We start from the raw sequence: 14,009 nt of genomic DNA on the forward strand, positions 1-14,009 counted from the left end.
GCCATTGCCGTACCTGAAGCAGCCGTAGGCTTGGCTGATATGGTCACCGGCGGCAAGGCGGGCAAGGCCCTGGAAAATGAGGGTGGCAGCTTTGGCCTCCGCTTCAAACAGGCGCGCGAAGTCGCCAATGATTTGCACTCGGACGCCACCAAACTAAGGCAGCAGCAATTTCAGCAGGCCGATGGCGTTGTAGAGAAGGCAAAGGTTGCGGTGCAAAACCCGTCCCTGGTGGTCGGCGCAGTCGCGGAATCACTGCCTTCGATGCTTGCGGGCGGTGGGGTCGGGCGTGGTCTGATGGCTGCTACCCGCCTGGGTCAGATGGGTGCCAAGGGCGCGGCCATTGCTGGCGCTGCTGGTGAGGGTGTGGTGGGTGCTGGCTCGGCCGCAGAGCAGATCCGCCAGGAAACTGCAGACGGCGAGCTGACCGCCAAGCAGGCCGCCCTGGCCGCCGGGACCGGCCTGGCTACCGGTGCGCTGGGCTTTGCTGGCAACAAGGTTGCGAACCGTCTGGGCATTGGTGATGCCGACATGATGTTGGCCCAGGGCACCAAGGGCATGGCCAAGGATGCCGCAGAGCGCGCCACGGCCGCAGCCGTCAATCCTCTGGCCCAGCCTGCACAAAAGAGCATCCTGCGCCAAATGGGCGAGGGCGCGATCACCGAGGGCGTGCTGGAAGAGCTGCCCCAGTCGGTGTCAGAGCAGATCCTGCAGAACGAAGCGCTTGGCAAGTCTTGGAGCGAGGGTCTGGACGATGCCATTGTGATGGGCATCCTGTCTGGCGGCGCCATGGGCGCGGGCGCGGCTGGCTATCGTGGCTTCAAGGACAAGCAGATTGATGATGCAGCAGCGAATGCGAAGAAGGTTGCTGCGAACGTCCCGGGCGCGGCCCCCGGCCAAGATTCGGCTGCAGGTGGTTTGCCGCCGGCGCAGTGGACGACCTCTGCCGGTGCGGCAGCCAGGGCCGAGCCCGGCACAGCGCCGGCATCCCCCGCCAATGCTCCAAATCTGGATTATGAAACCCTGCCAGGCGCGGCCCCCGAGGCTGTCGGCAAGGAAATTCCCTTTGAACGCGAGTTTGATACCGGTGGCCTGAGCCTGCAAAGCACGCAGCCGGCAGCCGTGGCCCCTGTGCTGGACCACGACGCGCTGCGCGACAAGGCCGGCGTGATGATGCCGCCCCAACTGGATTCCGGCCGCATAGAGGTGGCAACAGGCCTGCAGCCGCTGTCCAACGAGCAACCGCCGCGCCAGTGGGATACCGGAAATCTGAGCCTAGTGGGCGAGGCGCAGCCGCAAGCGCCGCTGAGTCAGCGCATGGGCCTGGACCCGAAGGCCGGTGCGCTGTCCAAGGCTGCCGCCATGGCGGTGGATTCAGGTGCCTCCCCTGTGGTGCAGCCCCAGATGGCTCCAGTGCAACAGCAGGCCACCCCCCAGGTGCCCGCCGGCGTGGACCCGGAAACCGGCGAGGTATCGCTGCAAGCCCAGATGGACGAGCTCAAGAGCCGCATTGCCTTTATGCAGCAGCAGGGCGCGGCCCAGGGCTGGGACGGAAATAGGGCCGCCCAGCGCAATGCGCTACAGACTCAGCTCACCCGCCTGGAGCTGCAGGCCGCCGGCGGTCAGGGGCGCGGCGCTTCGACCGCTGGCGCGCCAGCACCCGTGCAGTTGACCGGCATCAACCAGATCCTGGCCAAGCAGATCCCCGACATGAACGAGCAGGAGCTGCAGCAGGCCATTGCCCATTACGGGCCCACCCACAAGCGCACCAAAAAACTTGAAAAAGCACTTCAAGCGCTTGCGCAGAAACCGCTAACAGCTATTGAATCAGGAGCGAATGCCAATGTCTCTGAAGCCGATCAAGCCCAGCAAGGCAGCGCGCAACCTTCGCAAGCAGGAGCAGCGCAAGCTGGCCAAGATGCAGACCAAGGGGTAGGCAATGGCACCACCCCAACTGCGAACCCTGGAGCGCAAGAGCAGGGCGCGAGCCTTGCGAAAGCTCAAGCGCAAGTCTCGGAAGCAGCCGGCGCGGCCCAGGCAGCTGTAGGCAAGGCGGCGCAGATCGCGCGCGAAGGCAATGCAGAGCGTGAAGCCCAGCGCCAGCGCCAGCGCCAGCTCGATGCCAGCGAGCGCTGGACACGCATGACCACGGCGGAGCGTCAGGCCGTCGCGGCCACGGCCCCTGGTCTGACCGTCATCGCACGCAAGAACGTGCATACCCGTGCATGGCCGGACCTTGGCGAGAAGATCCGCGAGAAGCTGCTGGATTCTCTGGTGGCACCGCTGGTGGAGTCCACGAGTAAAGCGCCTGCAGCTATTGAAAATGCAGCAAAACCTGCGCCCAATGCCGTCTCCGGAGACGCGCTGCCGAAGCCTGCCGCGCAGCCCGTGGGCGATGAAAAGCCGTTCACGGCAGAGACTGGCACGCTGGGCATCCCGCGCGCCGATATGCCCCAGGTGCCCACCGCCAACCATGGCGGCCTGGTCAAGCACTTGAAGGCCCAGGGCATTTCACATGAAACCACGACCGTGGACGCGGCCCAGCTCAAGCCTACCCAGGCTGAATACTCCCCGTCCAAGGTTGAAGCGGCCAAGACCGCCACCGGCGACCGTGCGGTGATTGTCTCCAGCGATGGTCACATCATCGACGGCCACCACCAGGCAGTCGCGGCAGCCGAGGAAGGCAAGCATGTCAAGGCCATCGTCTTGGATGCCCCCGTGGAGAAGGCGCTGGCGGCGGTGAAGGCATCGCCCAGCGCGAATATCGAAGCAGCGCCAGAACGCTACAAGTACCCAGCCATAGGAAATACCAAGCCTGCCCAATATGAGCTGCAGAAGGCAGCAGTCGACTATCTCAATGGCGATGTGGGCAAGTCGGAGCTTGTCACCAAGGCAGCGCAGGCCTTGCGTGATGGTGTGACCCTTGGGCAGGTGCACGCCCTGTATATGCGGACCTCGGATTTCACCACTGGCGATGGATATGCCGCGGTTCGCGCATCCAGCCCTGAAATGGCAAAGGCGTTGGACATCGTTCAGGATGGAAAGGTCTCCAAGTGGGCAGCAGTCAAGCAGATTGCAGCGCTTGGACTCAATGGCTCCCAGCTCAAGGCCGTAACGCAAGACGGGTCTGTGTTTGGTAAGGACTTTTCAGACGCTGACCTTGAGGTGATGCAGGCCAAAGTGGCGCCTGCAGCACCCGTGGCTGCGCCCAAGTCGGTGCCGGAGCGCATGAAGGAGGCCAAGGCTGCCAAGGAGGCCGCCAGCGCGGCTGCTCCAGATCCAGCAACGCAGGCCGCTTCTGTGCAGGAGCAACCTGACAGCGGCGACTTTCCCATGTCCGAAGCAGTGCAGAGCTACAGCGGCATTTCCCACTCTGGCCGCAGTCGTGCCGATGGGGACAAGCAGGCCTTCGATAAGTACATGGAGTCGGCGCGTGCAGCTGCTGAAAAGCTCGCCACCACCGATGCCCAGCGCGATGCCTTGGCAGCAGCTACAGACAGCCTGCGCGCTGATTACCTGAAACAGTACCGATCCCTGATGAATGTGCGAGCAGGTGCTTACAGCGGGTTCGTTGCTGGACGTGGAAACCTCAATAGCAAGCAGGCGAATAGCCGGAATAGTGCGCTGGACAAGGCCATGGAGCGCTTTGATAGCTGGGCCGGTGATAACGCTGATCGCGTGAGCAAGGCTGTGCTTGCCGCTCGCACCCCTGAGCAGGTAAAGGCCGATAAGGACAAAGTAGCCGCTGACATCAAGGAGAAGGCAGACAAAAAGGCAGCGAACCTGAAGGCTCAGTTGCTGAAGTTCCTGCGATTCAAGAGTGGTGAAGAAATGCCTTATGGCAAGAATGCCATCATCACTCGCGTCAGCTATGACCGTGACGGCTACCCAAGCAGCCTGACCTTCAAAATGGCGGATGGTTCGGCTCTGACCAATGACAAGGTGGAGCTGGTGCCGACTCTCAAGGGCAAAGATGAAACCTTGGAGCAGGCCAAAACGCGAATTCGCGCTTTGGTCGATGAGTTGCGCGCCGAGAATCCCGAACTGGTTAAAGGCATTGGTGCAATGCGTGCTGCAGCTTCAGCGAAAGCGGAGAAGCCGGCCGTCAAAGAAGACTCCAGCCCTGCACCTGCTTCCTTTCTCGACCGACATAACACCATCGATGACGGCATCAACTCGGGCCAGCTGGCGCTGGATGACTACAAGAGCGCCTTTGCTGAGCTGGAATCCAACCCGGATGCGGTGCATGCCGAGCTGCAGAAGCTGACCAAGGACCAGTTGTTGCGCGCAGGCGGCCCAGCATTCGCCTATCGGATGGGGAGCGAGAAAAAGGACGCCATTGTCCTGGCGGCCTATCAAAAGATGCTGGACACCTACGCGCTGGGGCGCAGCTATGGGCCGAGCTTTCAAATCCTGTCTGCAGCCAATATTGCCAAGAACAAGGCCGACAAAGCCCAGGCGCTGCGCGAGCTGGTGGGCAACACCACAGCCGAAGACCTGGCTGCCCGGGCTGCTGAAATCAAGGCCCTGCGCGATGAGTTCAAGGCCAAACGTGCGGCCGAGGCCGATGCGCTGGCCAACCCCAAGACCTTGCAGGACTACCGCGGCTTCATGAGCCATTGGGTCGATCAAGGAGACACCAGTGAAGCGGCCTATCTGCGCCTGACGCCTGAGCAGCGCCAGCAGTTTGATGCCCTGGAGGCAGAGCAGACCAAGGATCAACGCGAGGCGGAGAAGCGCCGGGCACGGGTCACGGTGCAAAGCGCAGGCAACACCACGGCCGGCGAAATCATCGCCACCAAGCACACAAAACACGGTCATGACCTGTTTGTGGTACAGCTGGCCGAGCGCGTGGAGCGCGATGCTTACGACACCCTCAATAGCAGCGCCAAGCGCCTGGGCGGCAGTTACAGCAGCTATCGCGGCAATGGCGCCGTGCCTGGCTTCCAGTTCCGCACCCGAGAGGCGGCCGAGGCCTTCCAGAAGCTGGTGGCCGGCGATACAGCGCAGGCCCAGGATCTGGCCAATCAGCGGCGCGATGCCTTCGAGGACGACAAGAGCCAGAGCGCGGCTGAGCGACTGCGCACCATGGCCGAGGCTCTGGACGAGCGCGCTACCGAGTCTCTGGGAGTGGATCGCAAGGCCAACACCGCCCGCCGCGCGCGCTTCGCTGCTTCGGCGGAGGCTGCCGCGCGCATGCAGCAGGCTCTGGCCGGAACTATGCGCAATATTGCCCAGGCCATTGACGAGGGGCGCGCCAAGTTCCTCGACGGCGTGCGTCAGCGGGTGCAGGTGGAATACCTGATGGCCCAACTGCGTACCGCCAAGAGCAACCAGCTGCAGGCCAAGTATCCCAACTACGGGGAGCGCATGAACCGGGTTGGCGAGCCTATCGACGGTGAAACCGTGGACTTTGCCCAGTTCCCGCGCTTTGAGATGTACCGTAGTGACCTGGCAAGCCTCGCGCGTCAACTACAAGAAATCGAAGGTGGCAAGAAGATGGGTGCGGCTCTGGGCCGGCTGGCCGATGACGTGACCGACGCCTATACGAACTGGGCAAAGGAGAATTTGCTGCGTGTGAGCCACTTTGGCAACAAGGCTGCGGGCGGGTTCGCGGAGTTCACCAACAAGGAAACGGCCGAGCGCGCCATCAAGCGCAGCGGTCTGGTGGGTAAAGCCATCGTGCTGCAAGTCAAGCGCGGCCAGAACCGCGTGGTGCTGTCGCCCGGTGAGGCCATGCAGCAAGGCCTTTGGCAAGGCGATGGCGATAAGCGAATTCGCCTGGGCATGGGGTTCGTTGAGGATCTGGTGAAGCTGGGCAAGCGTAAGGGCAGCAAGGCCCTGTCCCTGCCGTGGCAGCTGGAAAGCGCCTACGAGAACCGCCAGCGCCTGCAGCGCATGGGCATCCAGTCGCCCGCTGAGTTCCGCAGCGCGCTACGTGAGTTGGCATCGCTGCAGCAGGAGATGGGTTCACCCGACCGCATCAAGGAAATGGAGCGGGCAATGGTGGGTCGGGCCAATGATGGCCTCGACTTCTTCCCGACCAGCCCTGCCGTGGTGCAGAGCATGCTGGATGCCGCCGAGATTGCCGAAGGCATGGCCGTGCTTGAGCCGTCTGCAGGCATGGGCCACATTGCTGATGCCATCGTTGCCGAGTCTGGCGCATGGCCGGATGTGGTGGAGTTGTCACCCAGCCGCCGCGAGCTGCTGGAGGCCAAGGGCTTCCATCTGGCCGAGGCAAATGATTTCCTGCAGATGGAGCCGCGCAACTTCTTCACCTTTGGGGACACCTTCCGGGCGCCCGATGGCGTTGAGGGCACCATGCGCGGCGTGGGCAGCATGGGCAGCCAGCGGGTGCGCCTGGAGGACGGGGACGGTAACCGCCTGGGCCTATACAACCGCGACGAGTTGACCGGCATTGCGCAGAACGGCAGCTGGTCCGGCTATGACCGCATCATCATGAACCCGCCTTTCTCGGACGGACGCGACATTCAGCACGTCATGCATGCCTATAGCCTGCTGCGCCCAGGTGGCCGCATTGTGGCAATCATGGGTGAGGGCGCATTCTTCCAGTCCAACAAGCGCGCCGAGGGCTTCCGCGAATGGCTGGACGAACGCGGCGCCACAAATGAAAAGCTGCCCGATGGCTCTTTCATGGATCCAAGCCTGCCGGTCAACACCGGCGTGGCGGCCCGCATGGTGGTGGTCGACAAGCCGGCCGGCGATATGGTCACCGACGACACAGGTGCCCCAAGCTTCCGACGCCAGGAGTCCGAGCAACTGGCAGGCGCGGCCTTTGATGTGGCGAGCTTTCTTCAGGGCATGGGCGAAGGGCTGCCAGCCAATCTATCCGCAGCTGCTGCCCCAGCAGTGAACGTGCGCCCCAGCTATTCGCCGGCGGCCCGTGCCGAGGCGGTGCGCGCCGTCAAGGGCACGGCCGATGCCATTCGCCAGGCCTGGGCCAACGGTCCCGAGGTGATCGTGGCCTTTGACATGCAGGACCCTGTGGTGCCAGAGAGTGCGCGGCGTGCCGACCTGAAGCAGCGCAGCGGCGGTGCCCGGGGCGCTCCGGAAGGCTTCTATTACCAGGGCAAGGTGTACCTGATGGCGTCCAAGCTCAAGACGCCCAACGATGCTGCGCGCGTGCTGTTCCATGAGGCTTTGGGGCACCATGGGCTGCGCGGCCTGTTCGGCAAGGATCTGGGGCTGATCCTGAATCAGGTGGCCACCATGCGCAAGGCCGATGTGGACGCGAAGATTGCTGAGTACGGTCTGCGCCGCGTCAACAGGCTCGACCGCCGCACGGCCGCCGAGGAAGTGCTGGCCGAGATGGCTCAGAACACGCCGCAGATCGGGTTTGTGCGCCGAGCCGTGGCCGCGATCCGGACCTGGTTGCGCACCCATGTGCCGCGCTTCAAGTCCCTGGCGCTGACCGATGACGAGTTGATTCGCAACTTCATCCTGCCGGCGCGCGTCTGGGTGGAGCGTGGTGCAGGCGTGAATACGTCCCAAGATATTGCATTCAGCCGCACCAGCGCCACCAGCATGCCGGATGCCGTCATCGGAAGCACACTGGGCTCTGCCTCATCGCACCCTGACTATGCTGCGGCTAAGGGCGGAGACATTGAGGCGGCCGTGCGCCTGGCCCAGCATCTGGTGACACCGGAGCTGGTAGCAAAGGTCAAGGCTGCGATTGGCGACAGCAAGCCACGGGTGGTGCCAGTGGCAGCCGTGGAGGCCTCTGGCCGTAACAAGATCCCGGTGGCAGCCGCCGAAGTGCTGGCGGCACGGCTCGGGCTGTCGACGGATGACATGATCGTGCAGGCCAATCGGGCTCATCGCACAGGAATGGATGGGCTGGACCGCATCTTTGCACCGGTGGACTTTTCCGGCGCGGTGCAGGCTGTGCCTTATCTGCTGGTCGACGACACATTGACCCAGGGCGGAACGTTCGCGGCGCTGGCCAGCCATATTCGGGAAGGAGGCGGGACCGTGGCCGGGGTCATTGCATTGACCGGCAAGCAGTACAGTGCAAAAATTCAGCCCTCTGCAGAATCTCTGGCTTCTCTCCGACAAAAACATGGTGACCTCGAAAACGAATTCCGCGCCGCAACAGGCTACGGCTTCGACGCGCTCACCGAGTCGGAAGCCCGCTATCTCGCGCGTTACGAACCGGCTGAGCGACTCCGAGATCGAATCACTGCGGAAGGAAACGCAAGCCGCGCAGGTGAAGATCCGGGAAATTCTGGCCCGGACGGCGTAAACGACGACCCGGTTTTCAGTCGTTCGCGCTTCGCAGACCTCAAGGACAGCGCACTTGACCAACTGACCAAGACTTTCACCCACGAGGGCAAGGTATCGCTCTGGGACAAGTCCGTGGGCACCATGCGCCACCTGGCCGAGCGCGCGCCAAGTTTCAAGCCTGTCTATGAGTCGGCCCAGCAGAACATCGATGATGTGAGCATGCTGGCCAATGACGCGGCCGACATGGCACCGCGCATCCTGCCGCGCGTGGAGTCGCTGGGCGACCTCAAGAAAAAGCCGGTCTCTGCTGCTGACAACAAGGCCGTGGCCCGCCCCCTGTTTGAGGGCACTTTGATCTGGGCGCGCGACGAGAACGGCAAGCCGACCCTGGTCGACGACTTGCAAAAGCGCTATGCCAATCTGTCGGCCCATAACAAGGCAGCGATGCTGCTCAAGCACGGCAAGATCGATGCGGGTGTGCTGGCCATGTGGCAAGGCCTGCCCGTGGCTCAGTTCGAGAAGCTCATCAACTCCCGCTTTGAGAACAAGATGCTCAAGCCTGGCATTGTCTGGACCGATGCGGAGCTGCAGGCGCAGTTCGGGACGGATGCCAACCAGATCAGCCTGTACCGCGAGGCGCGCGCGGCCATTGATCGCTCCATCGACATGACGGCACGCACCGACATGCTGCGCGTGGTGGGTGAGAAGTACGAGCCCATGCGCGATGCCGTGCTGGCGCAGCCATCCGTCGAAGCTGCGGCCCAGCTGCTGCTGGACACACTGGAGCAGGATGCCAAGGCAGATCCCGACTCTGCAGACCGCCTGGGTCGATACATGCAGCAGATCAAGAGCCGCATGGAAACGGCGGTGGATCTGCAGCAGGGTGGCTATGCCCCGCTGTCACGCTTTGGTCGCTATACCGTGGATGTGGTGGATGCCAACGGCGAGCGCCTGTACTTCGGCATGTACGAAACCGCGCGCGATTCCAACCGGGCCAAGATGCAACTCGAGCACGAGTTCAAAGGCGCGACCATCACCACGGGCACCATGAGTGCCGAGGCCTACAAGCTGTTTGCCGGCGTGACGCCGGAGACGCTGGAGCAGTTCGGGGAGATGCTGGGCCTGAAAGCCGAGGGCAACGAAGCCCAGGACAAGGCTTTCCAGGAGTTCCTGAAGCTGACCAAGAACAACCACAGCGCCATGAAGCGGCTGATTCACCGCAAGGGCATCGCCGGTTTCAGTGAGGATGTGGGGCGAGTGGTGGCCAACTTTGTCTACTCCAACGCGCGCGCCGGAGCCATGGGCCTGAATGCGGGCAAGATGGAAACGGCCATCGGCAAGATCCCCAAGGAGCAGGGCGAGCTCAAGGATCTGGCCATGGGCCTGCGCGACTACATCCGCGACCCGCAGGAAGAGGGCCAGGCCGTGCGCGGCATGCTGTTTGCCCAGTATCTGGGCGGCTCCATCGCCTCGGCCTTTGTGAATACGACGCAGCCCTTCGCGGTCACGCTGCCATGGCTGAGCCAGTACGGCGGCATGAAGAAGGCCGGCGCGCAGCTGGCCCGTGCGCTCAAGGACATGGGAAGGTCCGTCGCTGATGAGGGCTTCGAGTACGAGGCCGACCTGGCCAAGGCCTTGCAGGCTGCCGAGGATGACGGCGTAGTCAGCCCCCAGGAAATCCACCAACTGATGGCCCAGGCGCGCGGCGCGGGCATGCTGCGATCGGGCGATGGCACCAAGGCAGGCGATCTGCGCGCCAAGGCCGGCAACCTCTGGGAGCAGGGCAAGGTGCTCTGGGGTCAGCCCTTTGCTCTGGCCGAGCAGTTCAACCGCCGCAGCACCTTTATTGCGGCCTACCGCACGGCTCAGGACCAGGGCATGGCGGATCCAGCGGCTTTCGCCCGTAAGGCGGTGCTTGAAACGCAGTTCGTCTACTCTAAGGCAACGAAGCCAAAGTGGGCACGCGGTGCAGTCGGCGGCACAATTTTTACGTTTAAGACGTACAGCGTGTCCTATCTGGAGCTGATGCACCGCATGTGGAACCAGGGCGGCCCAGAAGGCAAGCGCGCCGTGGGATGGGCCTTGGCGATGCTGTTGCTGATGAGCGGTGCCGGCGGCGTTCCCTTCATGGAGGATGCCGAGGATCTGATCGATGGCGCTGGCCAGATGATGGGCTACAACATCAGCGCCAAGCAGTGGCGCAAGGAACTGCTGGCCAACGTGGTGGGCAAGGAGCTGGGCGAGTTCATGGAGCAGGGGCTGTCTGGCCTGCCGGGCGCGCCCATCGATGTGTCCGGACGCCTGGGCATGGGCAACCTGTTGCCCGGTACCGGGCTGTTCTTGAACAAGCCCAACCGCGAACGGGATCTGATGGAGATAGTGGGCCCGGCCGGGGACCTGGTGGCGCGCGGCTTTACCGGTGCGCGCAAGCTGCTGGGAGGCGATGTTGCTGGTGCGGCGCTGGAAATCTCGCCCACTGCAGTGCGCAACCTGGCCAAGGGTGCCGACATGGCAGCCACCGGCATGTACCGCGACACCAAGGGCTACAAGGTGATCGATACGACTCTGGCCGAAGCCGCGGCGAAAGCCATCGGCTTCCAGCCCAAGAGCGTGGCCGAGGTGCAAGAGGCCAATAGCTTTATGCAGCGCAGCAAGTCGTTCTATACCCAGACCAGCTCTGACATTAAGGCGCAATGGGCGGACGCGCTGTTCCGCAAGGATGAGGCGGCCGTGCAGCGGGTACGTGAGCGCTTGGCGGCATGGAACCGCGACAACCCCGAGCAGCCCATCGTGGTCAAGATGCCCGATGTGTGGAAGCGCGTGCGCGAGATGGGTAAGGACCGCAGCGACCGGATTGCCGACACCGCGCCGAAGGCACTGAGGATGCAAATGAGGGAGCAGGTGCGTTCATTGGGGTAAACAGTGCCTTGGGTCGTTGGTGAAGTGGCGCTAACGACCCGTTGCAGTCGTTCGAGCTGATAGCAGCAATGTCTGCTGTGCAGCGGTTGCTGCCGGCAGCCTTTGGTGGGCGTACTTCCCATCACTGGCATCAAATAGTCGTTCGCGGGGCACCAACTGTATGGGCTTAACCGTCTGCTAAGTGAAGTTCTTCAGTCATTGGCAAGCAACCACATCTGGCCAGAGCGGTGTCGACTTGCGAGGGAGTCACGTAGTCTTGTAGTCCCTTCAACAGCGCATCAAATGTCACCTTGCAGCTCGGGTTATTGCGCAGATCTTCGTGCATGGTGAGCCAGGTCTCCAGGCTCAGCCGTATGCTTCCAGGCAATATGTTCACCAGATTCAGGTCGCGCGCCGCTAGATTCACTTGGCACACGCCAATACCGCAGCCAGCTCGGATCAGAGCCATCTGTGCCATGTCGTTGTCGGTACGCACAGCAAAGTTTTCGCGGTTCCAGATCGGGAATGCCTTGCGTGCTACACGCACGAACGGCGTCTCTTCATCAAAGCCAATCAGCGCGTGCTGCGCCAGATCGGCCAGCGAGCTGGGCGTCCCGTGCTTGTCCAGGTAGCGCTTGTGCGCATGAAATCCCAGTGGCATCACTCCAACGCGCCGAGCAATCAGTTGCTCCTGTCTGGGTTGTGTCATACGCACTGCAATGTCGGCCTCGCGCTGCAGGAGGTCCTGCACCCGGTTGGTCAGCACCAGCTCCACCGTCAGGCCCGGGTGTGTGTCCTGCAGTTTCGCCAAGATAGGTGGCAATACCTCTTGCCCTATCACCTCGCTGGCCGTAACTCGCACTGTGCCCTGGATACCCGAACCTTGGCTTTCGGCCGCACGCTTCAGCGCAGCGGCAGCTCTGTACATGGTCTGGGCAAACGGCTGCAACGCTAACGCCGCCTCGGTAGGGAGTAGCCCCGTTTGGGAACGGGTAAACAGCGTCACGCCCAGTGCTGTTTCCAGTGCGTCGACATGCCGCCCCACTGTGGGCTGGGCAATTCCCATGGCGCGCGCCGCACCGGACAACGAGCCCTCTTCCAGCACGCCCAAATAGGAGCGATACAGCTCCCAGCCGATCTCGGTGGTGTTGTTGATAGTCATACAAAAATGTATGACGGCTATCACATGTTGGTCAATTGCTTAATAGCAGTGCCCGCCAGAAACTTCCTGCCATCGCAACACATTCAGGGGGAATGAAATGGAAAGCAACACGGCCTTGGTACTAGGCGCCACCGGCGGTATCGGTGGCGAAGTGGCTCGGCAACTACGCGATGCTGGCTGGACAGTGCGTGCATTGCGCCGAAGCGGTGAGCAGCAAATTGAGCGGCGCAATGGCATGGTCTGGATACGCGGCGACGCGATGAACCGCGAAGACGTGCTGGCTGCAGGAGAAGGCTGCTCCGTCATTGTGCACGCCGTCAACCCGCCCGGCTACCGTCGTTGGGGTGAGCTGGTAATGCCCATGCTGGACAACACCATCATCGCCGCGCAGGCCAACGGCGCTACCATCGTGCTGCCTGGCACAGTCTACAACTACGGTCCCAGCTCCTTTCCCACGTTACATGAGGATTCGCTGCAGCAGCCCATAACCCGCAAGGGGGCCATCCGAGTGGAGATGGAGCGGCACCTGCAGCAGGCCAGCAGCCAGAACTGCAGAGTGCTCGTGGTGCGGGCGGGGGACTTCTTCGGACCCAAGCCGGGCAATAGCTGGTTCTCACAGGGCATGCTGAAGCCCGGTCAGCCGGTCAAATCCATTAGTGTGCCCAACGCACCCGGCATAGGCCACCAATGGTCTTACCTACCCGACGTAGCCCGCACAATGGTGGAGCTTTTGCAGCGGCGTGACACGTTGCCCCCCTTTGCAGCCTTCCACATGGCCGGTCATTGGGACGCCGACGGTACCCAGTTGGCCGAAGCGATCTGCCGCGTGGTAGTCAAGCGCGGCGGCGTCAAACCCAAAGTGAGAGGCTTCCTCTGGTGGCTTACCGCGGTTGCCGCGCCCTTTGTACCGACCCTGCGTGAGCTACGTGAGATGCGCTATTTGTGGAGCACGCGGGTAGAGATGAGTAACGCCAAGCTGGTCTCGACGCTCGGGCATGAGCCGCATACGCCGCTGGATGAGGCGGTGGAGGCCACCTTGGAAGGTATGGGGTGCTTGCAGGCGACGCCTGTGCGCAAGTTAAGCACCGTAAACAGTGATGGCTAACGACAGATGACGCAAATGTCACCGTGCTCGATTGACAGCGATAAGCCTGAACCTGCCGTTCGCGGCCATGCATTGGACGACAGCTCCTGGCCGTTCTGAGTCCTTCGCGCCAAATATTCACTACCGCTACACCCCTCTAGGGTTCGACCTTTGAAGGCCATTGGCCAAAACTCCCTGCAAGTCACACAGGAGTTTTGCCATGGCCAACAAGTTCTACCCCAAAGGCGCGCAGAAGCTGCTTAGCGGCGCCATCAATTTCAGCGCCGACACCATCAAGGCCGTGCTGGTGCCGGTTGCCTATGCGTACAGTGACGGCCATGAGTTCCTGGCTGACATCGGTTCGGTCGTCGGCGCCGCAGTGGAGCTTGTCAACAAGACCATCGCGGGCGGCGTGTTCGACGCGGACGATATTACCTTTGGCGCTCTGGCCGCTGGCAGCACGGTCAAGGCGATTGTGCTGTTCAAGGACACGGGCAACGCCTCGACTTCGCCCCTGCTGTGCCATCTGGACGGGGTGACGGGTTTCCCTTTCAGCACGAACGGCAGCGAAGTCAGCACGCCATGGTCTGACGGCCCGGCCAAGATCCTCTCGCTGGTGTAAGG

Annotated in this window: 4 protein-coding genes; 3 read left to right on the forward strand and 1 reads right to left on the reverse strand. The window is 62.6% G+C overall.

The window, feature by feature from the left end; all coding sequences use genetic code 11:
* Positions 1–39 precede the first annotated feature (39 nt).
* Complete coding sequence (locus tag QYQ99_RS22465) at positions 40–11,160, forward strand: PLxRFG domain-containing protein (RefSeq protein ID WP_302093248.1); 11,121 nt, start codon at positions 40–42, stop codon at positions 11,158–11,160.
* Between the two features lie 166 nt (positions 11,161–11,326).
* Here QYQ99_RS22465 and QYQ99_RS22470 read toward each other — a convergent pair whose 3' ends face one another.
* Positions 11,327–12,301: a LysR family transcriptional regulator gene (locus QYQ99_RS22470; protein ID WP_302090088.1), complete on the reverse strand. Its 975-nt coding sequence runs from the start codon at positions 12,299–12,301 to the stop codon at positions 11,327–11,329.
* A 97-nt stretch (positions 12,302–12,398) separates the two neighbouring features.
* On the opposite strand from QYQ99_RS22470, the gene QYQ99_RS22475 reads away from it, so the two are divergent.
* Both QYQ99_RS22475 and QYQ99_RS22480 read left to right on the forward strand, forming a co-directional pair.
* A complete protein-coding gene (locus tag QYQ99_RS22475) occupies positions 12,399–13,406 on the forward strand; it encodes an NAD(P)H-binding protein (protein ID WP_302090089.1) in 1,008 nt (335 codons plus the stop codon).
* Between the two features lie 199 nt (positions 13,407–13,605).
* Complete coding sequence (locus tag QYQ99_RS22480) at positions 13,606–14,007, forward strand: hypothetical protein (RefSeq protein WP_302090090.1); 402 nt, start codon at positions 13,606–13,608, stop codon at positions 14,005–14,007.
* Positions 14,008–14,009 lie beyond the last annotated feature (2 nt).

It is taken from the genome of Comamonas testosteroni (assembly GCF_030505195.1).
Classification (GTDB): Bacteria; Pseudomonadota; Gammaproteobacteria; order Burkholderiales; family Burkholderiaceae_C; genus Comamonas; species Comamonas testosteroni_G.